The following is a 24,545-nucleotide window of genomic DNA, read 5'->3' as shown; positions in this document are numbered from 1 at the left end:
CCAGGCTTCCTGATGGTAAATTTAATCTGCTGATTAAGAGCGTGAAGCTTCTTGCTTCAAGCCTACTAATACGCTGCCGTAAATTGCTTTCTCACAAATTGTTTTTTCTCTATTTCATCCACCACGGCTACTGCCAAATCTTCCACCGAATGTCTGGAACGACCTTCTTCATCAAAGACCGGCGATTCATTTCCATACCGATAAGCTCCGGTTCTGCCCCGGTCTTTATCCTCGCTGAACATATTCATTTCGATGGCCGGCGAGAAAAATTCCCAGTCCAAGGAATTGTTTTTACTTAAGTTTTCAAGAAAATATTTTTTTACGGCACTTGCTCCTGCGTAGATTTCTTTTGGAAAACCGGGACTGTCAACCAGGTAATTTCCGTCAATTTTCATGGTTCCGGCTCCGCCAATGACAATCAGCCGGTTGCAATTGGATTTTTCTGTGGCGTTTTGAATGCTTTTGGCACCTTTCAAATAATCTTCGTGAATGTGGGGATTGGTCCAGCCCGGATTATAGGCGCTGATCACCACTTCGCTTCCGTTCAGGATTTCGGCGAGTTCTTCGGTATTGAAGATGTTCACGCTTCTTTTGGTGATATTTTCACTTGGATTTTTGATTTTATCGGTATTTCTGGCAATGGCCGTTACCTGATAATTTCTTTGCGTAAGTTCGTTCAGAATTGCGCTGCCCACATATCCGGTAGCGCCTATTAAAGCTATTTTCATAATGACTGGTAAATTATTGATACAAAAATACTTTGCAAAAACCGGGGAATTGTTGATGTATGGTAATTAAAAGGTTTCCGGTGGAACAGAAGTGTGTTTTTGAAACAAAAGAAGCCCCACCATTGATGAGGGCTTCTCTTATTAAGGTACTTTATCCGTTTGTGGGTTTTGGAGCCCAACGGTCATAGGGCGTCATATCGAAAGCATTCACTTCGTCCATGGACAATCCTAAAGCATTTGCTACACCTGCTCCATATTCCGGATCGGCTTTGTAGCAGTTTCGTATGTGCCGGATTTGGATGAATTTTTCTGCTCCGCCCACATTTGCTGCGGTATTTTTGAAAAGAACATCGGCTTTTCCGTCCGCTTTTATGATTCTGAACAAATCACCGGGTTGGGTGAAATAATCTTCGTCATCATCCCGGAAATTGTGTGCGTAGGCATCTCCTGAAAGTTCAAGTGGCGGCTCTTTCGCGCTTGGTTGTTCCTGCCATTCACCGTAACTGTTGGGTTCGTAATGTTTTGTTCCCCCATAATTTCCGTCAACCCGCATCGCACCATCTCTGTGATAGGCATGATAAGGACATCTCGGTTTGTTCACGGGAATTTGGTAATGGTTGACGCCCAATCGGTAACGCTGCGCGTCACCATAGGAGAAAAGTCTTCCCTGCAGCATTTTGTCTGGTGAGAAACCGATTCCGGGAACTATATTGGTTGGGTTGAAAGCAGCCTGCTCTACATCGGCGAAGTAGTTTTCAGGATTTTTGTTCAATTCAAATTCACCGACTTCAATTAATGGGAAATCTTTTTTAGACCAAACTTTAGTCAGGTCAAATGGATGGAAACGGTAAGTTTTCGCCTGTTCTTCGGTCATGATCTGGATGAACATTTTCCATTTCGGGAAGTTTCCTTTTTCAATGTTTTCAAACAGATCTTTTTGGGAGGATTCTCTGTCTCTTCCGATTAATATTGCGGCTTCCTCGTCAGAAAGGTTTTCGATTCCCTGCTGAGTCACAAAATGGAATTTCACCCAGTGTCTCACATTTTCCTTGTTAATAAATGAGTAAGTATGGCTTCCAAAACCGTGCATGTGTCTGTATCCGTTTGGGATTCCGCGGTCACTCATTACGATGGTAACCTGATGGAGCGCTTCTGGCAGCAAGGTCCAAAAATCCCAGTTGTTGTTTGCACTTCTCATATTGGTTTTTGGGTCGCGTTTCACGGCGTGGTTTAGATCGGGAAATTTCAGTGGGTCCCGGAAAAAGAATACCGGTGTGTTGTTTCCAACCAGATCCCAGATTCCTTCGTCGGTATAAAATTTCAGAGCAAATCCGCGGATATCTCTTTCCGCATCTGCCGCTCCCCGTTCGCCTGCAACGGTAGAAAATCTTGCGAACATATCGGTTTTTTTACCGATTTCGCTGAAGATGCCTGCTTTGGTATATGGTGTAATGTCATGGGTCACAGTAAATGTTCCGAATGCGCCGGAACCTTTCGCATGCATTCTTCTTTCCGGGATCACTTCTCGGTCGAAGTTGGCCATTTTTTCCAGAAACCAGACGTCCTGCATTAAGAGCGGTCCTCTTGGTCCCGCTGTTTGTGAGTTTTGATTGTCAGGAACTGGAGCTCCGGTCTGTCTTGTAAGTTTTTTTTGGTCTTCCATAATACGGTCTTTTTTAATTGAATAGTAAAGCTATTTAAATTTTATGAATTAAAATCACGATTATCCATTGATAAGACAAATAACTCTTATTAAAATGACGTATTAAAGTTACAAAGATTTACAGATAATAGATATATTTTATGCACTCATTTTACCAATAAGAAAATGGCAATCAATCAGTTTTCCATAAAAAGGTGGATATTACTTACCAAAAAGGCAAAAGCATCAGTTTTTTTCGAGAAGGTAACCTGGACTAATTTTTTCTGCGACTTTGCGTTGTTCAGCTGCCACATCGTAAATCAGATCCAGGATTTCCGTAAGATTTTTGAGTTCGGTTAAATGCGTGATTCTGTTTTGATCCCTGATGTTGAAAATTTCGTCGTCTCTGATTTCTTTTTTTCTTCCTTCAAGAAGTCTTTCCACGGAGTCTTCTGGTGTGATGGTGCTTTTATCAATGATGGAGCCATGAAGCTCTTTATCATCAAGAATAAGGCAAACACTTTTCAGCTCAGCAGAAATTTTGGTATTCCAACTTTCAAAGTCAATCTCTGGATAGTGGTCTGCAGATTTTGAATATTGTGATAGCGAGGCGATGTATGCAGTAATCAAATGTCCGGTAATCACAAACTGATGTACATTTTCCAACCGTTTTTGTTGGTTTTTCGGGTCAGAAATCATTCGCTGGAAATTATCGGACAGATTTGCAAGATCAATGACCGCGTTTTTACGCATCAACTTGTATTCTTCCACTTGGGTTTTATGTTCGGTGAAAGTTTTCATCACTGTTCGAAAGTATTCCAGATTACTTTTCGCCGAGTTTTTCATCAATTCAATATTTTGAGTATGTTCCCAAACCGGCAGTACTAAATAGGAAACCAAGAACGCCACCGCGCCGCCAATGGCGGTATCCAAAATTCTGTCTTTAAAGACGAGATTCACATTTCCGGGATTAAGCATATTGAAAGCCAAAAAAATATAGATCGTCATGAAAAAAACCGCCCAAGCATATTTTTCTTTCAACAATGCGAAACACAGAATCATACTTAAAAGAAACACCGTGAAAAGTACGGTGCCGTTTTCCGTGAAGTAGAGGAGGAGATAAGCTGCGATGGCGCCGAAAACGGTTCCGTAGAGCCGGAGAAGATTCCGGTGTTTGGTGGTGGAGTACGCAGGACGCATGATGGCAATGATGGTAATCAGAATCCAGTAGGAATGCCCAATTCCCAGGAAGTCTAGTCTTGAAATAAAGTAGCCGATCAGCAATGCGACTGTGATCCGAACTGAATGTCTGAAATGCGAAGATTTTAGCGAAATGTTGGCAACAAATACTTTCAGGTTGGGTTTCTCATTATTAGTGACAAACTTTTCCACATCGAGACCGCTGGAAAGGCTTTTTGCCAGTCGATTCCCTTGTGAGAAAACATTGTAGATGGTTTTCAGCTCATCTGAAATATTGTTGATTCGCACCAAGATCAACCGCATAATCATAAAATTCTCCAGGGTTTCAGGATTAAGTTTTTGATTCCTTAAGTCGAAATATTTGTCATAAAGTCCATCAAGTTCAGAATCGATATTGTAAATGGGTTTGGCTTTGATTCCGCTTTGCAAAGCGATTCCGATGTTGGTGAGCTCTTCTGAAATTTTTGATAAATACGCACTAACATGAATTAGAAATCCGGTTTCGCCGAAGCTTTTCTGGATTTTTTGATAGTCGCTTTCAGAAGTCATGAGTTTTTCATGCAGGTCGATTGAGTTGAGGAACATCAGCATGAGCAATCGGCTTGTGGTGGTGGATTCATTAACAATCTTTCTGGTCTTGAAAACCGTTTCGCGGGTTTCTTCCTGAAGATTTTTAATTCTTACCTGTTGCGAGATGATCTGTTTTTGAAGTCCGGCAAAGTCTGGGTTTTCCAGGTAAAATTTAGACTTTAAACTCAGATAATCGGCAAGTTCCAAATAGTTCTCGCCAATCATTTGTCCCGCGAGTTTGTAGGGCTGAATTTTGGAAACAACTAGAAAAATCAAGAGATATAATACGGAACCTGCGAAAAAGGTCAACAAACTTTTGAAGATGTTTCCGCCACTTAAATGTCCGTCAATAAAAATTGCCAGCACTACGAGCGAAAGTCCACCGACTCCCGCAAGTCTTTGGCCATAAACGCCGAGCAATGAAAAAAATATTCCAAAAATCACAATTTCGAGGTAGATGAGCGGTGCGAAAGATTTAACCAAACTGGCAATCGCCGCCACAATAAAAAATGAAATGATGGAAAGCACCAATGCATTTCTCCTGCGGATGAAAGGTCCCGGTTGATCGGTGAGTCCCACAAAACTGGTTGCGAGAGGGAACAGGAAATATTCCTTCAGCAAACCAAAATGAGCCAAAATAATACTGGGAATTACGATCGCCAAAGAAATCCGCACACCCGAATAAATCGACTGGCTGGTTGCAAATTTTTTGAGTTCGGTGGCGTAGTTCATCTTACAAATTTAGAATATTATTGCATAAAAAAAGTCCCAAAAATTGAGACTTTTAAGATGGTTTTTTTACTGGGATTAGTAATCTTGTGCGTTTGATGAATCTTCGCCAATATTCCATGTAAGTCCAAATCTCAAAGTATTATCCAATGCCGTATTGACCTTCGAAGTGTTGATCAGGTAGGACAAATCCAATCCAAAGGATTGGTATTTAAGACCTACACCCACAGTGGCATACTGTCTTGCTCCCTGTTCTGGGCTTTCGTGGAAATAACCTGCACGCACGGCGAATGCATTGTCATATTCATAATCCACAGCACCGCTGAACATGATGCTTTTGGGGTTGCTGAAAGATGTCCCGATTCCGGAAATCACGCCCACATTGGGAATTACCCCGTCTTTATCAGGTCCCGGAACCAAAAGTTTCGAAGCTTCAAAGTTTAATCCGACTCGGTTCAGATCATCCAGGAATAGATCGTAACCGGCTCCAAGTCTTGCCATCGTAGGAAGATAGGATCTGGATTCTTCATCACCAGTATAGTCTAATCTTGGTCCAAGGTTTTGGATGGAGAAACCGGCTCTTGCACGTCCTTCCATATCGTTTAAACTGCTGTGTTTTTCAGACATGTAATATCCGGAAACATCAACTGCGAAAGTGTTTGCGGGTTTCAAGGTATTATCTGAGTTGAAGCCGCCGGATAAATCTGAGCGCACGAATCTACCCGTAACCGCCATGGAATAATTGTCAGAAAGTTTCAAACCATAAGCGACATCAATTGAAAACTCATTGGGTTTTGCTTTTCCTGTTTCCGTGTACACATTATTTCGGTAGTCGCTCAACTGCACTTCACCCATGTTGAAGTAGTAGATACTCGCTGAGATGGTGGATCTCTCTTCGTCCCCTAAAAATTTGTGGTAAGCCGCGTAAAGCAGGAAAACGTCATTGGTGAGTTTTCCCATGTAGGGAGTATAGTTGAGTGCAATTGCCGAAGTAGTTTTGCTGAATGGGTATTTTGCAGCATTCCAAAACTGTGAGAATCCGTCGCTGGTAGTGGCAACACCTTGGTCTCCCATACCTCCGGCTCTCGCATCAGGAGAAATCCTTAGGAAAGGTGCTCCGGTAAGGACGGTCTGATTGCTTTGAGCAGCCGCCATGACGCCGATTCCGATGCCGATACTTAAGAATAGCTTTTTAGTCACTTTCATAAAATCTTTTTTATTCGTTATTTTTCAATTTGTTTACCTTAAAAGAACCATTTTTTCAATGGCTGTAGCCCCACCTTTGCATTTTTCCTGATCCTGACCTTTTGCAAATATCTTAAAAATATAGGTTCCCTTACCAACTGCATCACCATAATCATCTTTTCCGTCCCATTCAATAGCAGTTCTCGGCGTGCGGAATCCCTGGAAGAAAGGCTCTGCGGTGACCGTAGTACTGAGTGTCCGTACCAGTTTTCCGGTAATGGTGTATATCTGCACATTCACATCCAGGATATCCGGACAATTATGTTCAAACTGTACATAAGTTTTATTGGTAAAAGGATTTGGCCAGTTCAGCGGCTTGTTGATGATCAGTTTCTGATCCTCTTCGTTCTTTACTACAAAGTTTAACGTTCCGGTGGTTGAATTATTGTTAATATCCCAAACTTTAAATACCAATTGGTGTGGTCCGGGAGCCAGGTTCCTAAATGGATAACTCACGTTGCCTTTTTGATAATCTGACAAAGAAGGGTTGGTGCAGCCGTTTCCTTCGCCGGAGAAATAGAAATCATTTAAAACTATGGTTTCCACAATCTTTCCATCTAAAATCACAGTAATATCATGTCCAATGCCGGATCCGGTGGAATTGATTCCTTTATCATCGGTGACGCATGCCAAAAAAGTGGGGTTTTGATTGGTGATACCGCCGTCCGCGAAGTTGGTGTTGTTCATGTACAGGTTAATTTTTGGAGGTTCCGTGTCATTAATTCCGTTCGGGTTGATTCCGCCGATGCTTTGTGCCTGATTGGTGAATACATCAAACGATTTATTGTCGGCATAAGCCAAAAGGCGGCCGCTCCCGATTTCATAATTAATGTCTTTTGGTACATAGAATTCCACAGTGAACACTCCATTTACGGCTTGTCCCGAAGCTTTTACGATAGGTCCGCCTTCCTCGGTGTACTGCAAGACAGGGTTTAATTTTGGATTTTGGTCGTTATTAAGTGTCTTTTTGTTTAATCTTTTATCGAAAATATTGATGGCCACTCTGCCATTAAAATTATTGTCAGGCGTTCCGTCTGCTTTGTTGATGTGCCCTTTTACTTTCACGAAATCTAAAGCGCGAATTTGACCGGGAACCGGGGTTTCCACCTCATCAATAGTGATCAGTCGTTTTGGGCGGCTCAGCTTTGAGGCCGGATCTCCCAATAAATTGACCTTAAAATGGTCTGAATGCGCTCCCTTTTCAATTTTTGCCTTTAAGAATGCATCACCCAGATTTTGAAAATCATCATTAACCAGATCAAAGATATTCTTGGTAAAAATTGTGGTAAACTGCTCTCCATACCCCACCTGGATTGCACGGCTGGAAGTAATCATGGTAGCCGCACCGCCTTGTTTTGATTTAATCACCTGTTCACCCGCTGAAAAAGTTGCAGGATCATCCCACAAGGTAAACTCACAGGTAATGGTGGAGACCAGCGGGAAGCGGCTGTAAACATTGTTGTAATTGTTGAAGTTCTGAATCATATCAGTGGTCAGTACCCTTTCCTGAGCCCATCCATTGATTCCCCCATGTCCGAAATAGAATAGATAAAGGCTGTTTCCCACATCGTTTGAGATGGTTTGGTTGACCGCCGGATATCTCTGTCCGCCTGCAGTGGTTTGTGCCTGAAATGAATCAAGGTAAAGTTTTCGAATATTATATTCTTTCCTCAAGTTTCCGGCAGGATTCTCAAAAACGTTAACCAGGGAAGCGTTCATGGTATTATGAAAAGGGGTGCCATTATCTGCATCATCATCCACCACAAAATCAAGCTTCATTCGCCATTCACCAAACGGAGTGGATTGGCCCGCAAGTGCGTTGTTGTATGAAAGTGCCTTATCAATCAGTAGTTTGGCTTCTGCAATGTTTCCAGCCGGAAGACGCCCAACGGGAAAATCCGGAAGATTATTCGATAAAGTGGGACTTATCTGGGGCGAAGTCATGGTGTAATAATCATCTGTAACAAATGAACTTGAGTAATCCGCACTAAATTCACTTTGATAAGACGGGATGACATCTGAACCTGGATAATTTCTTCCCTTAAAATCAAAAGAAGTATCTCCCAGAATAAAGAGGTATTTGAGTTTCCCGGCAGGAGTATTGAGTTTTGTGGCAAAATCTCTGATCGCGGTAATGTCTTTGCCGCCACTGCTGAATTCGTTGTAGATTTTGTTCACGTCAACAACGGCCACACTGTATTTACCCTGATAATAATTGGCTAATCGCTGTGCGTGACCCATCATTTCGGGTTGGGTAATTATCAAATACTCAATATTTTGTAATCCCGAAAGATCCTGGTTGTCAATTTTTCCTACGAAAGAGGGCTGGAACGCATCTGAACTTCTGAAAGCCACAAATTCATTAACAAAATTATTATCGGCTGCTTGGTAGGCGAAACTAAAGTTGGCGCTATTTCCTGATTTATTGGTTTTCTGAGTGGCATTAGTGATGTCTGAGACTTGCCATACCTGTTCGATCGCGGAAGCATTTGCAATGTTGAACGTATAGGTTTGCCCGGAATTTTCTTCAATGTCGTAACTTCTGAAGTTCATCTGCGCGTTGTCAAATCTTAGGTCTTGTTTATACTGCACTTCCGCATAATCAAAATAGAATTTCCCATTGGGATTGCTCGCAATATTTGTTTGGTAATTAAAAGTCAGCTGGTTTCCGGACAAATTAGTCATGTTCCCAAAATAAAGGTTGGTCACATAATAAATACTGTTGTCAAGAGGGATGTTTTGGGTTTCAGGACTTTGATTGTTGAAACTTAAACTAATCTTATTTCCGCCCGATTGGTATGCGATATATCTTGTTCTATATTTAATGTTGTCTGTGGGCAAGATCGGCGATTTCGTGTTAAAAGTCACGGTTTTGGTATCGGTAATAGCATCTCCCACCCAAATTCGGCCGATATTTAATAGATTAAATTTCTCTTCATTAATATATTGGTATTCGTCATATCTTGAAATCACATTGGTATTGATGGCTTGATCATCCACCAAAACCCTTTTTCCCGGACCTAAATCGAAATTGATGAAGTAGTAGGCGAAATCGTCATAGATATTGATGAAATTGAAGGATTGGTCAGTTCTGGTCTCGGTTCTTCTTCTTCCGCTTCCATTGGTGTCTCCAAAGGTTTTGTACAAATTGTAGCCATTCGGTCCTTGTGCATAGAAAAGTGCATAATCTCCGTCATTCCAAACGCCATCTTCTTCACCAATGACTTGGATTGCATTTTCCTGCAATGCAGAATATCTCAAATCTTGATTAAATTCCGGCAAGGCCAAACCGCCGTTTCCGTAAATCCGGAAATTTTTTGGATTGACATTGCTTGGATTTATTCCATTTTCCTGCAGAAATTGTTTCGTGATCTTGAAGACTCCCGATCTATCTACCTTTATTTTATAGAAAGTCCCCGATTTTAGAGGATTCTCCGTGGTTCCAATTTTCCCGCCGAACGGCGCTGTGTTGGGTGCCGATTCTCCGGTGCTAATGATTGAGAATGAACTTAATCGATAAATTACCCCTTTTTCAACCTTGAAAGCGGAAACTGAAAAATTAATTGTTTTTTCTTTTGTATACGGATTGGTATAGACGTCCACAAAAGCATTCTCAGCAGCCGGGATATTGGTGGTAGAGAGATCGAAAAGTTCTTTTTGTGTCACTTTTTCCCACTGCAGGTTGGAAATCTTCTTGTTGGTTCCGGAATATTTAGTTGTTCCACGAAATATGATGTTGCCATTCTCGTAAGAATAGCCATCATTTGTGAAAAAAGGCGCAGTGATGGTGTAGGTTCCAAAATCCTGGACTTTACTTCCATTCCATTCAATTTTCACATTCTGCGAGTAGAAAAAAACGATAAAAAAATTAAAGATAGAGAATGATAGAATTCGCTTCATCTGGTTTGTGATTTTCGAGATTACAAATTAAACGAAAAATAATAAATAATAATATGGTACAATAAAATTAATTTGTTAACGTTTTGCAAAAAAATACATTGATAATTTGATTTATTAAATAAATTATTTTTTCTTTGTACACTGAAAATTTTATTTTGATTATGAATAAACTAAAGTTGTTTTCTTTGTTGCTGTTAGGTTCTGCAGTACTGTTAGTGAGCTGCGGCGGCGGCGCGAAGAATGGAGGTGGAACTAAGGGGCGTTTTACGAGTAAGACCGGTTGGAGGCCAAATGAACAGAAAGGTTGGTTCTTTACTGGAAAACAACAGAAACAAAAAGCATGGCCAGGAATGGTGTATGTGGAAGGAGGTACCTTTACCATGGGGTTGGTGAAAGACGATGTGATGCATGACTGGAATAATACTCCGAGAAGAATGCAGGTCAGTGCATTTTTCATTGGTGAAACCGAAATTACCAATTACGAATACCGCGAATATGTGACCTGGTTGAAATTTGTATTTCCTCCATCAGATCCTAGCTTTAAAGAAATTTATACCGGTGCACTTCCCGATACCTTGGTTTGGAACAATAAGCTATCCAGAAATGATTTTGCCGAAACGTATTTTAGAAGACCAGAATATGATTACTATCCCGTGGTGGGTGTTACCTGGCTTCAAGCATCTAGATATTGCGACTGGTTGACCGACCGCGCAAATGAAAAGGCATTAATGAACCAAGGGGTAATCTCCAAAGATTACTATTCCAATGATTCCAACAATCAAGGTGCAAATTCGTTTAACCTTGATAAGTTTAAGGCCAATGACCCGGAAATGGCGGCCTACGTAAATCAACAAAGATTACAGCAGAAATCAGGAATCAAAACCACCAACCAAAGAATTTTGGCTGCAAACAGAAATGCGACTGCAGGTGTAGTGGAAAAATTCCGTTTGCCAACCGAGGTGGAATGGGAATTTGCAGCTTTGGGTATGCAGAAAGATAGAGAATACAACCTCTACCAGAACAAAAAGCCGGAAATTGAACAACTGAAAGGGACTAAAGGAAGAAAACGAGGAATGTACCTGGAAAACTTCAAACAGGGAAGAGGTGATTACTCAGGAGTTGCAGGTTGGAAAAATGACGGATCTCCTACTACCTCTGACGTGAAACAATATCCAGCGAACAATCTGGGGATTTTTGGAATGTTCGGTAATGTGGCAGAATGGACTGCAGATGTTTACAGACCAATCATTGATCAGGAAGCAAGCGACTTCAACTACTACAGAGGAAATGTTTCCCAGCAAGTAGTGAAAAATGCAGATGGAACTTTCAAGAAAATCGAAGGGGTGAAATATGATACTCTAGCTGATGGAAGATTGGTTTACAAAGGACTTCCAGGTCAGTATGAAAGAAAAACAGTCGCTGATAACAGAAACTTTAGAGATGGTGATTTCCAGTCCTCTTTGGATGCAGGCTATGGAAAAGCAGAAGACAGTAGTACTTTAGGATATAATATGTACAACGCCCCAAGAAAAAGATTCATCGTCGATGAGCTTGGTAGAGTGATTTTGCAAAAGGACAGACAGTCCAGAACGACCAGAATCAGTAATGAGGTAAGAGTAATCAAGGGAGGTTCTTGGCTTGATGGAGCATACTGGCTTGATCCGGGTCAAAGAAGATTCCGTGAAGAAGGTAAGTCTTTTGCATGGGTTGGTTTCCGTGTGGCACAAGACGCTAAATCTGCTGCAACCGGTAGAACAAAAAGATAAGATTTAAACAAAATATTCAGGAAATCCTTCTGTTTTTGCAGAAGGATTTTCTATTTTTGAAAAATGAACGCAGTCCAATTTTATCCCCTTTTTCTAGAAGCTTCGAATGTAACCATTGACAGTAGGAAGATCGAAAAAAATAATATTTTCTTCGCCTTTTCGGGAACGAATTTTAATGCAGCTATTTCAGCTAAAGATGCCATTAATAAAGGCGCTTTGGCGGTAATTGTGGAAGATGAGGATTTTGCTGATGCCAGTCAGAATATTTTTTATGTGCCTTCTACCTTAAGGTTCCTGCAAGAATTGGCAATTCACCACCGAAATCAGCTTCAGATTCCCATTATTGGATTAACGGGTAGCAATGGAAAAACAACTACCAAAGAACTCATTCACGCTGTGCTTTCCCGGAAATTCAAGGTGCAATATACCGTCGGGAATCTGAATAACCACATCGGAGTGCCCTTGACCATCCTTTCAATCAAACCAGAACATGAAATGGCAGTGATTGAAATGGGCGCTAATCATCAAAAAGAAATTGAAATGTTGTGCACCATTTCGCAACCGAATTATGGCTATATCACCAATTTCGGAAAAGCACATCTCGAAGGTTTTGGAGGACTGGAAGGCGTCATCAAAGGTAAATCAGAACTCTATGATTATCTGAAATCTCATCATCAAACAATTTTGGTTAATGAAAATGATCCCATACAGCTCCAAAAAACGCGCGGTTATCAACCCAAGATTACTTTTGGTGGAGCCGGTTCTGATTATCATTTTCAGGAATTTTCCCATCAAAACTATGTTGGATTAAGTTTTAATGCCCATATTGCGCAATCGAAACTTACCGGAAACTACAATTTCACTAACCTTTGCGCTGCAGCAAGCCTAGGATTCCATTTCGGGATCGATTTTTTGGAGATCAAATCAGCCATTGAAAATTATGTGCCCACCAACATGAGATCGCAAATCGTGGAAAAAGACGGAAAAACTCTGATCTTGGATACCTATAATGCGAATCCAAGTTCCATGGCTGCTTCGTTGCAGAATTTCAGCAGTTTTCAGGGAACCAAAACCATCGTTATCGGCGATATGTTGGAATTAGGAGTAGAGTCTCATCACGAACATGAACATATACTGCAACTGGCGAGATCGTTGAATTTTGACCAAATTATTACTGTGGGTAAAAATTTCCTGGAACTCAATGCTGCGGACTCCATTGGTTTTGAAAATTCGGCTGAACTTGCGGATTTTTTGAAATTAAATAAAATTAAATCAAAAAATATTTTGTTGAAAGGTTCCCGCGGAATCGCACTGGAAAAGGTTTTGGAATTTATTTAGAAAATGGGGTAGATCAATTCTCGATTTTGGTTGACTTCCAATAGTCTTGCAGAATCAGTTTGATGTTTTTAAATGTTCGCGGAAAAACATCGTCCTCGATCTGACTTTTATTTTTCCAGGAAACCTGAGAAATCCCTTCTTCAATCTGTGGAATGGGTAATTCTTCTCCCACGAATTTCATGCTGAACCAGTGGGTGGTTTTCAATATTTTAACGCCATCTCGCTCAGTGTAGGTATGATAAGTTTTGTTGATGAAATTTTCTAATTCCAGATTTTGCAAGCCGGTTTCTTCTCGCACTTCTCGCATGGCAGCGGTTTCCAGGGTTTCATTTTTTTCAATTTTTCCTTTTGGCAGATCCCATTTTCCAATTCTATAGATGAAAAGGATTTCGCCGTTCTTGTTTTGTACCACGCCTCCGGCTGCTCCCACCGTTTTGAAAAGTTTTCCGAATTCAGTCCATATTTCCTCTATATTTTCGCCGAAGATACTGATTTCAGGACAGGAAGTATTTTCCAGTAAATCGATCGCGATTTCTAAAGATGTGGCATCTTTAAACCGAATTTGCTTCTGTCCTTCTTCCGGGTTTTTACTGAAGGTTAATCTTTTTTCATTGACAAAAACTTTATACATTTGCAGCTCTTTAATCTTACAAAAATATAAAAATGAATTTAGAAGGACGAAAAATAGTGGTAAATAAATCGGTAAATGATTTGGTGGAAATGCTGAAAAGTCCTGAAGATTACAGGTCGCTCATGCCAGAATCGCTGCAAAGTTTCGAAGTTCGTGACCAAGGCTTTAAGTTCAGTTTGAAAGGAATGCCCGAAATTGCCCTAAAAATTGAAGAGGTTTCGCCAGAGCAGGTGGTGCTGAAATCAGCGAGTTCAAGTCTGGATTTTGCGCTAAGAGGAGCGATGAAGCCGATCAGCGAAAATCAAACTGAAGTTCAACTTCTTTTTGATGGCAACTTCAATCCATTCATCAAAATGATGGTTGAAAAACCGCTGCAAAATTTTATCAATTCTTTGACAGATAACATCGAGAAAATCTAAGCATTCTCTTTAACCAAAATTAAAAATTCCCTGAATTGTATGAATTCAGGGATTTTATTTGAATTATGGAGTACTCTTTTATTTAGTGGGTATAATTGGCAAACGCGTCTTCCAGACTCTCAAATTTTCCTTTAAACTGGTCAATCGGCGAATCCCAAACGATCGAACCTTGATGAATCAAAATCACTCTGGAGCAGAGTGCTTCCACTTCCTGCATGATATGCGTGGAGAGGATCACCGTTTTTTCGCGGCCGATCTCTTTAATCACATTTCTGATCTCGATGATCTGGTTGGGATCAAGTCCGTTGGTGGGTTCATCCAGAATCAGCAGATCAGGCGAATGAAGAATAGCTTGAGCCAAACCGACACGCTGTTTGTACCCTTTTGAAAGTTGCGATATTTTCTTGGACTTTTCCGGACTTATTCCAACCAGTTCGATGACTTGATCTATTCTGGTTTTTGGCAGTTTGTGCAGCTCCGCCACGAAATTTAAATATTCCCGGACATACATTTCGGAATATAGCGGATTGTTTTCAGGTAGGAATCCAATTTTCCGTTTGGAATCAATTTCATTTTTGGTGATGTCTTTTCCGTTGAAAGAAATTTCTCCCACATCTATTTTTATGGCACCGACGATCGATTTCATCAAAGTGGACTTTCCGGCTCCATTTGGACCTAGCAAGCCGATAATTTCTGCTTGGTCAATGTGGATATTGATATCATTCAGTGCGGTCTGTTCACCAAATTTTTTGGTAAGATTACTGATTTGTAGTGACATTCTTATTTAATTTTGAGCAGTGCAAATGTAAACATTTAAGGCAGATTTACTTTATAGCGTAATTTTCCTTATCTTTATTGCATAAAAATACAAAAATCACACAGGATGAAAACAGAGCCAAAAACTACTGATTCAAAGAATGCGTTATTCAGAAACGTAAAACAGATTATTATGTATTTTGAGGACCAGATTGAGCCAGGCAAGACATGGATAAAAAAAGGGAACCTCATGTTCATGACTACCAAAGGCGACAAATTGGTGGTGCATTACGATGAAAATGTTTTCGTTCGGATATAATATCCCAAAATTTAAAAGTACATTTTCTAACCTGAGATCATTGAAATTTCAGGATAATTTTATTTGCTTTAAAAAAGCGAAATCATCTGAAATTTAACTTTAAATGGGCGCGAAAAGAATTGCGTTCTCCGTCGATATGCAGGGAGGAACTTGAGGTTTTTACGATTCAAGACGGTTTTCAGGATTCTACTAAGCAGTTTTCCAAAAATTTTGATAAAAAAAAGAGAAACCATTTCTGATTTCTCTTTGTGTGAGCGCGCCAGGATTCGAACCTGGGACCGTCTGCTTAGAAGGGACGCGCTTTCGCAATGAGGTAAATTTTAGCGTTGAATTACAGCGTTTTATAAATTTTGTTTTTCTGTTTTTTCCTTACTTTTTGATGTTGAAGTTGACCTTTTTGTTGACGGCTTATCGATTCGCTTTTGCCCTGAAATAAATGGTTCCGGTGATAATCCGAATATGAAATTCATATCCGCGCCAAAATATTTTCCGGCATTTTCGATATGTTGCGGCGTAAAATGCTGGATCCTCTTTACCTTTTCCGGATTTTGAATCTGGTATAGGTTCTGCCTCAGGATCCCAACGATATCGCAAAAATCTTTGTCGAACCGGATGACCCCTTTCGCTTTCAGAATTTCCTTCAATTCAAGCATTTTTATGTCCGAAGTAAACATCATATAAAGATCTTAATTTGAATTCTACATGGCCAGTCTTTCGAAACAGGCGTAGGCGATAACCTGAAGAAATCTTGTTACAAATTGAACCGGGACAGGTTCCTCCTGGTCCTTATACCGGTCCGAAAATTCCGCAGACGGAAGGGGCTTCAAAATAAGTGTAGATCCGTCCCTTGTCTTCGAGATCAGCTTAACGGTCCTGAAATCGTTTTTGGTGATGATTCCGTAAAGTTCATTCTGGGGAAAATAGATCTGCCAATCATCAACTATTCTAAATCCGACAATAGATCCGTCGGGAATTACTTTCGATATCGACTTTCCAACCAGGTTGCATGCAAAATCGCACCTGTCAAACTCTGGATTATTTATGTAAAAGTCGGGCTGCCTATCTGAAAACATTTGCTCGCTACTCCATCCTCCGGCAAAGTCCACATTGTGATAAGGAACGTGGACTTCTGATTTTGCTTTCATGGCCGGGATCAGAGAAATGGCGTTTTCAGCGACAATGTTTTGCGGTTCATTATCCTGATCAAATGTTGAATATTGTGCTTTATTGGTCTTATTCATTGTTTTCAAAAGCACAACTTTGGACTCAGGAATGACTCCGCCGTTCTCATAATTGATTATGGTATTCCTCGAAACGCCAATCAGTTGGGCAAGCTGTGCCTGCGTCAATTGAAGTTCTTTGCGTATTTGTTTAATTTTTTCTGCGTTCATAATCAATAAGTTAAATTAAAATGCACAATATTTTGCATATTTACTTGCAAATGTTAAATATTGTGCTTACTTTTGCTTCATGTTTGTTAACAAAGTTAAACAAAAAAATGATTGCACAAGAAAAATACTGTAAAATAATTGTCAGTTCTCCAGAGCTTCTGGCTGAACTGATCAGGAAAATAAACGGAAATATGGCGCCGGACAACATCATCCGGCATTTGCAGCGCGCGAGCAAAAGCATCCGGTCAAACGTGGCCTTGATTGAAACGCTTCGGGAGTCTGGTCTTAAAGATTCAGAAATTTTCGAGCAGGAGGACAAACAAGCAGTAATTGATGCGATTTGATCATGGAGGCAATGAACCAAAGGAAAGCGAAAGAGCTTCTTTCGCAAGTACAGACAATAATAGCGTATGCTACCTGTGTTGAAGCAGAGATCCAGTCTTTTTTGGGCGGCGTGGGAACCGCCCCTAAAAGACAAAATGCCAAAGTAGATGCAGAAGCAATACGCCAGAAAGCGAGAAAACAATTTTCAAAACCATAAGACAATGAAAAAACCTATCAAGAGAGCAACTGTGAAGTTCTTAAAACTGTTCATCTCCATCGATGAGATCCCATTCACAGACAACGGCCAGCCAAAAATTTACGGAACCATGTTCATTTTCGGCTTTCGCATCGCTAGTCAAGTCTATCCCGCAAAATTCGCGAACAGATGAGACTGAAGAAAAGGTTCAGAAAATTCAAGATGGTTCCGTTCGGGAACACCGGAATAGACTACCGAATCGATTGCGACCTGAAATTCATCAGGTTCCGGGTTAAATCAGCAATCGAGCGACTGGAAAATAAAAAACAATTTCAAAAACTATAAAAATGAGCAAAATTATTCTTAAAAAAATGACTCTGATCAACTTCAAGGGCATTAAGAACTTATCCATAGATTTCAATGAAAACACCAACATATTCGGAGCCAACGGTACTGGAAAGACTTCAGTATTCGACGCGTTCACGTGGTTGATGTTCGGTAAAGATTCCACGGATAGAAAAGATTTCGAGATCAAGACCTTGGACGCATTCAATATGGCGATTCCGAAAATAGAACACGAAGTCAGCGCCTTGGTTCTGGTAGATGGTGAGGAGGTTTCCATCAAGAGGATCCTGAAGGAAAAATGGGTAAAACAGCGCGGGGCACTGGAGTCAGAATTCACCGGAAACGAAACTCTTTACTATTGGAATGAGGTTCCACTTTCACAAAAAGAATTCCAGAACAAGGTTTCCCAGATACTTGATGAATCGATATTCAAGCTGATCACTTCACCTACGGCTTTCAACGCTTTAAAATGGCAGGACCGGAGAAATGTACTCATCCAGATTGCGGGAGAAGTTTCCGACGATGAACTGGCTGCCGGAAATTCAGACTATGAAAAGCTTGTTTCCCAGCTTAGCAATAAGTCGCTGGATGAATACAAGAAGCAGATCGCGGCAACAATCAAGAAAGCAAAGGACGACATCAAGACGATTCCTACGAGAATTGACGAGGTTGAACGTTCGAAGACGGAGCCGGTGGATGAGGAAAATTTGAATGCAGAAATTCTGGCCAAAGAAAAACTGATTGAGAGCTTGGATAACCAGCTGCAAGACAAAGCGGCGGCTTATGACGAAGTGATCAGGAAGAGAAACGCCAACCAGGAAAAGATTTTCGAGTTAAAATCCAAAATAAACGCTTTCGAGTTCAATGCGAAAGAGAAAGCAAAAAACGAGCATAGAGCCGAAAATTCCAAAGCGGTTCAGCTCCAGAATGAAATCGCAGAGGCGACGGCGGAATTGAAATCTGCCGAAGCAAAAAGAGATACGCTCGCCGATAAACGCGATACTATCAATCTTCAGATCGCAAAACTCGAAATGTTGATGGCAGACGCGAGAACACTTTGGTCGGAGGTCAATTCGAGGGAGTTAGTTTTCAGCGATCTGGAGTTCTGCTGTCCCACCTGCAAGAGAGATTTCGAGGCATCCGATGTGGAGGCGAAAAAGGCGGAGATGAAGGAAAATTTCATCGCTGACAAGCAAAATCAGCTGGCAAATATTTCCGCAAACGGAAAAGCACACGCTTCCGAAAAGGCAAATCTGGAAACTGAGTTGGAGACCCTGGAGGAAAGAATCGCTAAAGGGACGGAGTTCATAATCAACCTCGATAAAAAGATCAACGGACTTCGGGCGGATCTGCTGATTGAGAACAACCAATCAAAATCGGTGCTGAATCTTGATGAGGTTGTGGATACGATGCTCGCAACCAATATCGAATATCTGGAGCTGAAGAGAGAGGTGGCGCAACTTGAGGCACTGAAGTTCGATCTTCCGGAAAACCAAAATCAGCAACTGAAGGACGAGAAAGCTAAAATAAATGACGAAATCGCCGAATTGAGATTGCTGCTCAACGCAAACGTGCAGATCAAGAATGCTGATAAGCGTATCAACGAACTCATGGAGGAGGAATGTAAACTCGCGCAGCAGATCGCCGATATCGAAAAGGAGCAGTACACCATCGACAACTTCATCAAACTTCAAACTGAAACGATTGAAAGCAGGGTGAATGAAAAATTCTCCTTCGTAAAGTTCAAACTTTTTGAAACTCAAATCAATGGAGCTGAAGTTCCAACTTGTGAGGCTCTGATCAATGGCGTGCCGTTCAGCGATGCGAATACGGCTTCCAAAATCAACGCAGGCGTTGACATTATCAATACCCTGTGCGAGTTCTATAAAGTTTCAGCTCCTATTTTTATTGATAACCGGGAGTCTGTTGTGGATCTGATTGATTCTGAATCCCAAATTATCAACCTCATCGTTTCCGCGGGAGACAGAAAATTAAGAGTAGCGTAAAATATACACCCATGCACAAATGGTGGTGATGAAAGAAAGATCCCGGCGGGTGGAAATCCCGCTTTTTACACCTAATAATTCAAAATAACAAAATGCAAAAAATTTTAATCATCGACATAGAAACAACCGGTTTTTCCTATTCAAGCGGAAAGATTGTCGAAATTGGAATCGTAGAGTTGGACCTTGCAACTGGCGAGAAACAAATACTGTTTGATCAGGTATGCCGTGAGGAAGAAGTAACCAGTGAGGAGATTGAGAACTCATGGATCGTTCAGAATTCTACCTTGACGTCGGACCAGATCCTTAGTTCCCAGTTCCTACATGTTTTGGCACCTGAAATCCAATCAATCCTGAATAAATATGAAGCCGGAGCCACGGCCTTCAATAACACCTTTGACTTTGGATTCATGGAAAGCAGGGGTTTTGTTTTCCCTAAAAAACTTCCATGCCCGATGAAGCTATCCACCGACGTCTGCAAAATACCTGGAAAGTACGGATTCAAATGGCCAAAGGTGGAAGAGGCTCACAGACACTTTTTTGGCGACACAGGATATGTGGAGCTACACCGCGGAGCCGACGATGCCTTCCATGAAGCCGACATCGTTTATGCCCTATTCAAAATGGGTGTATTTCAATTAAATTAATTCAAAAACAATAAAAAATGAGCACAGAAAACACAGCGCTTGAAGTTGTAAAAAAGGATATTTCAGCGCAAGTATTGGCAAAAGTAGACCAGTTTACACAGACAGGTGAATTGCGACTTCCGGAAGGTTATTCGCCAGAGAATGCACTTAAATCTGCATACCTGATCCTTTCTGAACAGAAGCATTCAAACGGAAAGCCTGTTCTGGAAGTATGCACAAAAGCTTCAGTAGCAAATGCGTTACTAAAGATGGTGGTTTGGGGACTTTCACCGATGAAAAAACAGTGTGACTTTATTCCCTACGGAGACAAACTGGAATGTTCGATCGAATATACTGGAAATATTGCACTTGCAAAAAGATTTGGAGGCCTCAAGGACATCAAGTCACGGGCCATATTCGATGGTGATGATTTCATTTTCGAAGTAGATCCTGAAACAGGAAGAAACAAGCTGGTGAAGCATTCCCAAACCTTGCAGTCAATGGGCTCTAAAAAAGTAATGGGAGCTTATGCGATGTTGGAAATGGTGGATGGTTCCCGCGATATGGAAATCATGAGTATTGAGCAAATACGAGATTCTTGGAATCAGGGAGCAATGAAAGGAAACTCTCCGGCTCACAAAAATTTCCCAGATCAAATGGCAATGAAAACGGTAATCAACAGAGCTTGCAAGCCACTTATTCGAACATCTGATGATGCTGTTCTCTATACCGAATCTGACGGTGATGGTGAAAAAACAATCGATGTGGTAGCGGAGGATGTGAAGCATGAGATCAAGCAGAACGCCAACAAGGAGGAAATAGCGTTCAAAGATATTTCCGATGCGGTAGAATATGAAGAGGTTCCTGAAGTGAAATCCGAAGAAGTTGAAACTGAAAACGCAGGTCCTGGATTCTAATGAAGCTGAAAGTAATAGGTACCGGTTCCAAAGGCAATGCCTACCTGCTCGAAAACGAGCAGGAGGCACTCCTTATCGAATGTGGAGTTTCCATCATGGAGATCAAGAAGGCTGTTGATTTCAAAGTGAACAAGATTTCCGGATGCATCGTGACCCATGAGCACAACGACCATGCAAAATCCATCGAGGAGGTTTTGAAATCCGGAATTCCGGTATTTGCAACAAAGGGAACTTTCCTGGGAAAAACAATTCAGTCTGCTTACTGGAGGAGGGTTTATGAAATCAAGCAGCGAGACGAGTTCGAGGTGGGGAGATTCAAGGTGATATCGTTCCCGATCAACCACGATGTGAACGAGCCATGTGGATACCTAATCTATCATCCAGATTGTGGCATAACGCTCTTCCTCACCGATACCTACTATTCCAATTTCACATTCAAAGGCCTCAACAACATCATCGTTGAAGCCAATTACGACACCGAGATCATTGATGAAAAATTGAGGGACAAAAAGTTTCTCCGGGACAGGATCTATAAATCGCACATGAATCTGGATACCTGCATGGATTTTTTGAAGGCGAACGATCTGACGGCGGTTAATAACATTGTTCTGATCCACTTATCGGACAGCAACTCCCACGAGTTGAACTTCCGGAAGAAGGTTTCGGAGATGACTGGGAAAACGGTGAGCGTGGCTTCAAACGGTATGGAACTGAGCTTCAACAAAACGCCATTCTGATGAAAGCTGGAGAAACTCGAACACTGGTTAAGGACAACACTTTCCAGAAAAACCAGAAGCGGTACTTCTGGGGCAAGAAAGGCGAAAAAGTGAAGATCATCAGCATAAGCGGAAACGCTGTGATCTATCAGAATGAAAAAGGCAAAATGTTTCCGTGCAACATTAAAGATCTAGAGTGATGACAAAACAAATCGGAGGTCAGGAAATGAGAGATCTCGCTGATAAAATAAGAAAAGAAATTCCGGGGTTGGGTTTTGCACTGCTCGTTTTTCAATTCCATGAGCCGGGGATGTCAAACTACATCTCAAACGGGCAACGTAAAGACATGATAAAGGCCATGAAGGAAACTATTGATCGACTTGAAAAGCAGCAGGATTATCCAACACCAGAAAGAAACTAATGAAATACACCGAAAACGAATGTTCCTGCGAAAAGTGCAAAAGCATGTGCAAAACGCCAACGAACTTCTAAAACAACTTGAAAAACCAATTGAAGATGGCGCAAGTAGTTGAATCAGACAAAGTATTTAAAGTCATCAAAATGACGCGAAGTGAACTTGTGGAGTCGCTAGGAGGATATGGAATATGCGACCACTGCAACGATAGTTTACTTGAGGGATACTACGTCGCCGTTCTTAACCATTGGATTTGTGAAGCGGACTACTTCAAATGGCACGAATCAGCCGTAAATCATCCGGAAGACAAAGAATTGGAAGAGTGGAATTTTAATAACACAAAACAAACATTAAATCTATGAACAACATCGAAATCAAAAAAGCAAAAATCAAAAACGGGATTTTCCTGGCATACGAGTATTTGGAGAAAACCGACAACTACGAAAACAAGATCTCCACCTCGTCAGACGCGCCGATCCATGACGACCTTCGTGAAAGCTTCAAAGCCCTGGTTCCGCACTTCGCGCTGCTTACCGAGGAAACTACGAAGAAAACCTTCGATTCTTGCATAAAGTCCGGGAAAATACACGATTCACTTGGAAAATTTGAGGTCACAGGATTCACCATCGGCGGAAATGGAGATACGGAGGGAGTGGTGATTTCTGGCCATAAAGTGCTGGAGTCCGGCAATAAGGTGAATTTCAGCACACCCTTCCAAATGTTCGACGATTCTGAAAATTATGACTATGCAACGGAATTGCTGGAAGCGGTAGAGCAACTGAAAAACGAGGTTTACGAGTACATGGAAGGCAAACAGGCGCCGAAGATGGTAGTAGGAACATTGGATTTCGGCGAAGAAGATGAGGAGGCCTTTCAAATGGTTGACGATCTAGAAGATTTTGGAAGTGATGAGTAGGCTGAAGGATACCAAGATCAGCAAGAAGGACACCTGTCTTTCCTATGTTCTGAAGCGGACTGGAACCCATGCGAGGATCCAGTTCGCAGAAGATCTGCACGAGGAATTCGATATCATCCCGGTGAAGGACACGAAAATCGAAATAGGTGATATCGTGGCGTGGCGCAAGAAAGTGGACCACATCGTGGCCGGGACATCCATCAACATGAACGGGAGAATATTCGAGGAGCAGGTTTTCACGAAATACCACCTTGGAGTTGTGGAGGCGGGCCACCTGATTTCGGACCTCACCAGAAGTTCAAATCAGTATTACATCCCAAGCATCAGAATGCGAACTGTTTCTCTGATCTGCGATGACCACCAGAAGTTTTGTCCGTTCCCGGACTTTGTACTTCGTAAAAAGGAAAGTGATGGCTGATCAAATAACAATTCCCAAAACGAAAAAGAGATACCGCTTTATGCAGGGACTCCTTGACAAAGTCGGAATGATGACCGCGATTGACGAGGTCGGAAAGAAGCACTCCATCTTCTACCTCAACGGCGAGGCTAAGAAAACATACCGGACTCGGAAGAGCTGCAATAGACAAATCGAGAAACTATTTAACAAAAATTACAATGAACCCACCAAAGATTAATTTCAGAACCGATTACGAGGTTTTTAAAATGATGGATGGAAACCGACCAATCAATCGAAGAAAAGTGGATAAAATAAAAGAAGACGTTTCCAATGGTCTTAATCTTTTTCCATACTGTCCGGTAATCGTTTTTGAAAAAGACGAGTTACTGTTTGTGGTTGATGGACAGCACAGGTTCACAGCTTCATTTGAATTAGGATTGCCAATCTATTACGTGGTTTCGGAAGAGCTGAATCTTTACCAAATCGCTACGATGAACAGCAAACAAGATAAGTGGACTGACAATAATTTTCTGAACTGCTATATCGAGCTTGGAAATGAATCATACGTCGTACTCAAGAAACTTTGTGACAAACATAAGATTGGTATCGCAGTGACTTCCGAACTTCTGATGAACGGAAATTTCCAAAGAAAAAAGGCGATTATCGAGACTTTTCGTGAAGGATCTTTCGTGGCAAATTTTCACGATGAAGCAGATAAGTTCTTGGAGTTACTTAGTTCGCTTTTCGGTCGATACAAATTTTACAGCGATAGAAATCTGATCATGGCACTCCAAATGATTTCTGACAAAGGCAAATGTGACTTTGAATTTTTGAGAAAAAAAATAAATGAGGCACCGATGCTAATGGATAAGCAGGCTTCCGCAAAATTATACATCTATAATATTGAGAAAGTATACAATCACAAAGCATCCATTAGAAAAATAATCTATTAATCGAAAACTTAAGTCGCGTTTCAAATACCAAGGATCTATGGATGATTTTATTCGGACAAAGTACGGTGAAGAAGCGCAAGAAATTTTTAATCGATGCTTATAG

At 41.2% G+C, this 24,545-nt stretch carries 28 protein-coding genes; 19 read left to right on the top strand and 9 right to left on the bottom strand.

Going from position 1 to position 24,545, the window contains the following annotated elements:
- Nucleotides 1-65 precede the first annotated feature (65 nt).
- From L0951_RS05795 to porU, 5 genes are all read right to left on the bottom strand, one after another.
- Complete coding sequence (locus tag L0951_RS05795; protein ID WP_234110222.1) at nucleotides 66-728, bottom strand: NAD(P)-dependent oxidoreductase; 663 nt, start codon at nucleotides 726-728, stop codon at nucleotides 66-68.
- A 151-nt stretch (nucleotides 729-879) separates the two neighbouring features.
- Nucleotides 880-2,394, bottom strand: a complete 1,515-nt coding sequence (locus tag L0951_RS05790; RefSeq protein ID WP_410686105.1) for a catalase — start codon at nucleotides 2,392-2,394, stop codon at nucleotides 880-882.
- 222 nt (nucleotides 2,395-2,616) lie between these two features.
- Nucleotides 2,617-4,872 (bottom strand): FUSC family protein, encoded by a 2,256-nt coding sequence (locus L0951_RS05785; RefSeq protein ID WP_234110219.1) that lies wholly within the window; start codon nucleotides 4,870-4,872, stop codon nucleotides 2,617-2,619.
- A 75-nt stretch (nucleotides 4,873-4,947) separates the two neighbouring features.
- Nucleotides 4,948-6,075 (bottom strand): type IX secretion system outer membrane channel protein PorV, encoded by a 1,128-nt coding sequence (gene porV / locus L0951_RS05780; protein WP_234110217.1) that lies wholly within the window; start codon nucleotides 6,073-6,075, stop codon nucleotides 4,948-4,950.
- A 33-nt stretch (nucleotides 6,076-6,108) separates the two neighbouring features.
- Nucleotides 6,109-10,014, bottom strand: coding sequence for a type IX secretion system sortase PorU (gene porU / locus L0951_RS05775; RefSeq protein WP_234110214.1), 3,906 nt, complete (start codon nucleotides 10,012-10,014; stop codon nucleotides 6,109-6,111).
- Between the two features lie 161 nt (nucleotides 10,015-10,175).
- Here porU and gldJ point away from each other — a divergent pair, with 161 nt between their 5' ends.
- Both gldJ and L0951_RS05765 read left to right on the top strand, forming a co-directional pair.
- Nucleotides 10,176-11,780 carry a gliding motility lipoprotein GldJ gene (gldJ, locus tag L0951_RS05770; RefSeq protein WP_234110212.1) on the top strand — a complete coding sequence of 535 codons (1,605 nt, stop codon included), beginning with the start codon at nucleotides 10,176-10,178 and terminating at the stop codon, nucleotides 11,778-11,780.
- 63 nt (nucleotides 11,781-11,843) lie between these two features.
- Nucleotides 11,844-13,118, top strand: a complete 1,275-nt coding sequence (locus L0951_RS05765; RefSeq protein ID WP_234110210.1) for a UDP-N-acetylmuramoyl-tripeptide--D-alanyl-D-alanine ligase — start codon at nucleotides 11,844-11,846, stop codon at nucleotides 13,116-13,118.
- Nucleotides 13,119-13,131: 13 nt separating this feature from the next.
- Here the strand turns inward: L0951_RS05765 and L0951_RS05760 are convergent, their stop codons facing one another.
- Entirely contained in the window at nucleotides 13,132-13,749 is a 618-nt protein-coding gene (locus L0951_RS05760; protein WP_234110209.1) for an NUDIX hydrolase, read from the bottom strand.
- 32 nt (nucleotides 13,750-13,781) lie between these two features.
- On the opposite strand from L0951_RS05760, the gene L0951_RS05755 reads away from it, so the two are divergent.
- Entirely contained in the window at nucleotides 13,782-14,168 is a 387-nt protein-coding gene (locus tag L0951_RS05755) for an SRPBCC family protein (protein ID WP_234110206.1), read from the top strand.
- Between the two features lie 82 nt (nucleotides 14,169-14,250).
- On the opposite strand, the gene L0951_RS05750 is transcribed toward L0951_RS05755, so the two are convergent.
- Nucleotides 14,251-14,946: an ABC transporter ATP-binding protein gene (locus L0951_RS05750; protein ID WP_234110203.1), complete on the bottom strand. Its 696-nt coding sequence runs from the start codon at nucleotides 14,944-14,946 to the stop codon at nucleotides 14,251-14,253.
- Nucleotides 14,947-15,051: 105 nt separating this feature from the next.
- Here L0951_RS05750 and L0951_RS05745 point away from each other — a divergent pair, with 105 nt between their 5' ends.
- Nucleotides 15,052-15,243: a hypothetical protein gene (locus tag L0951_RS05745; protein ID WP_234110202.1), complete on the top strand. Its 192-nt coding sequence runs from the start codon at nucleotides 15,052-15,054 to the stop codon at nucleotides 15,241-15,243.
- 341 nt (nucleotides 15,244-15,584) lie between these two features.
- Here L0951_RS05745 and L0951_RS05740 read toward each other — a convergent pair whose 3' ends face one another.
- Together L0951_RS05740 and L0951_RS05735 are read right to left on the bottom strand one after the other, a co-directional pair.
- Nucleotides 15,585-15,896 (bottom strand): hypothetical protein, encoded by a 312-nt coding sequence (locus L0951_RS05740; protein ID WP_234110201.1) that lies wholly within the window; start codon nucleotides 15,894-15,896, stop codon nucleotides 15,585-15,587.
- 45 nt (nucleotides 15,897-15,941) lie between these two features.
- On the bottom strand, nucleotides 15,942-16,634 hold the full coding sequence (locus tag L0951_RS05735) for a helix-turn-helix transcriptional regulator (protein ID WP_234110199.1): 693 nt from the start codon (nucleotides 16,632-16,634) through the stop codon (nucleotides 15,942-15,944).
- Nucleotides 16,635-16,741: 107 nt separating this feature from the next.
- On the opposite strand from L0951_RS05735, the gene L0951_RS05730 reads away from it, so the two are divergent.
- The 15 genes from L0951_RS05730 to L0951_RS05660 all read left to right on the top strand — a co-directional run bounded on the left by L0951_RS05730 (nucleotide 16,742) and on the right by L0951_RS05660 (nucleotide 24,442).
- Nucleotides 16,742-16,978: a hypothetical protein gene (locus tag L0951_RS05730; RefSeq protein ID WP_234110197.1), complete on the top strand. Its 237-nt coding sequence runs from the start codon at nucleotides 16,742-16,744 to the stop codon at nucleotides 16,976-16,978.
- A gap of 11 nt (nucleotides 16,979-16,989) precedes the next feature.
- Complete coding sequence (locus L0951_RS05725) at nucleotides 16,990-17,175, top strand: hypothetical protein (RefSeq protein ID WP_234110195.1); 186 nt, start codon at nucleotides 16,990-16,992, stop codon at nucleotides 17,173-17,175.
- A 4-nt stretch (nucleotides 17,176-17,179) separates the two neighbouring features.
- Complete coding sequence (locus L0951_RS05720) at nucleotides 17,180-17,347, top strand: hypothetical protein (RefSeq protein WP_234110193.1); 168 nt, start codon at nucleotides 17,180-17,182, stop codon at nucleotides 17,345-17,347.
- Entirely contained in the window at nucleotides 17,344-17,499 is a 156-nt protein-coding gene (locus tag L0951_RS05715; protein ID WP_234110191.1) for a hypothetical protein, read from the top strand. Before L0951_RS05720 ends, L0951_RS05715 begins: the two co-directional genes overlap by 4 nt.
- A gap of 2 nt (nucleotides 17,500-17,501) precedes the next feature.
- Entirely contained in the window at nucleotides 17,502-19,505 is a 2,004-nt protein-coding gene (locus tag L0951_RS05710; RefSeq protein ID WP_234110190.1) for an AAA family ATPase, read from the top strand.
- Between the two features lie 92 nt (nucleotides 19,506-19,597).
- Nucleotides 19,598-20,149 (top strand): exonuclease domain-containing protein, encoded by a 552-nt coding sequence (locus L0951_RS05705; protein WP_234110186.1) that lies wholly within the window; start codon nucleotides 19,598-19,600, stop codon nucleotides 20,147-20,149.
- Nucleotides 20,150-20,166: 17 nt separating this feature from the next.
- A complete protein-coding gene (locus L0951_RS05700; protein WP_234110183.1) occupies nucleotides 20,167-21,045 on the top strand; it encodes a recombinase RecT in 879 nt (292 codons plus the stop codon).
- Nucleotides 21,045-21,782, top strand: coding sequence for an MBL fold metallo-hydrolase (locus L0951_RS05695; protein ID WP_234110181.1), 738 nt, complete (start codon nucleotides 21,045-21,047; stop codon nucleotides 21,780-21,782). Before L0951_RS05700 ends, L0951_RS05695 begins: the two co-directional genes overlap by 1 nt.
- Nucleotides 21,782-21,961: a hypothetical protein gene (locus L0951_RS05690; protein WP_234110179.1), complete on the top strand. Its 180-nt coding sequence runs from the start codon at nucleotides 21,782-21,784 to the stop codon at nucleotides 21,959-21,961. Before L0951_RS05695 ends, L0951_RS05690 begins: the two co-directional genes overlap by 1 nt.
- Nucleotides 21,961-22,182, top strand: a complete 222-nt coding sequence (locus L0951_RS05685) for a hypothetical protein (protein WP_234110177.1) — start codon at nucleotides 21,961-21,963, stop codon at nucleotides 22,180-22,182. The genes L0951_RS05690 and L0951_RS05685 overlap by 1 nt, the downstream gene beginning before the upstream one ends.
- Before the next feature lie 95 nt (nucleotides 22,183-22,277).
- Nucleotides 22,278-22,538, top strand: a complete 261-nt coding sequence (locus L0951_RS05680) for a hypothetical protein (RefSeq protein WP_234110175.1) — start codon at nucleotides 22,278-22,280, stop codon at nucleotides 22,536-22,538.
- Entirely contained in the window at nucleotides 22,535-23,092 is a 558-nt protein-coding gene (locus L0951_RS05675) for a hypothetical protein (protein WP_234110173.1), read from the top strand. The genes L0951_RS05680 and L0951_RS05675 overlap by 4 nt, the downstream gene beginning before the upstream one ends.
- The gene (locus tag L0951_RS05670; RefSeq protein ID WP_234110171.1) at nucleotides 23,085-23,510 is read left to right on the top strand and encodes a hypothetical protein; all 426 of its coding nucleotides are present in this window, start codon (nucleotides 23,085-23,087) and stop codon (nucleotides 23,508-23,510) included. The genes L0951_RS05675 and L0951_RS05670 overlap by 8 nt, the downstream gene beginning before the upstream one ends.
- Entirely contained in the window at nucleotides 23,503-23,727 is a 225-nt protein-coding gene (locus L0951_RS05665; protein ID WP_234110169.1) for a hypothetical protein, read from the top strand. The genes L0951_RS05670 and L0951_RS05665 overlap by 8 nt, the downstream gene beginning before the upstream one ends.
- Nucleotides 23,708-24,442: a hypothetical protein gene (locus L0951_RS05660; protein WP_234110167.1), complete on the top strand. Its 735-nt coding sequence runs from the start codon at nucleotides 23,708-23,710 to the stop codon at nucleotides 24,440-24,442. The genes L0951_RS05665 and L0951_RS05660 overlap by 20 nt, the downstream gene beginning before the upstream one ends.
- Nucleotides 24,443-24,545: the final 103 nt, after the last annotated feature.

The organism is Chryseobacterium sp. R2A-55, assembly GCF_021401085.1.
Classification (GTDB): Bacteria; Bacteroidota; Bacteroidia; order Flavobacteriales; family Weeksellaceae; genus Kaistella.
Note: the sequence above shows the minus strand (reverse complement) of the source record. Positions and strands in the feature narration are given on the sequence as shown.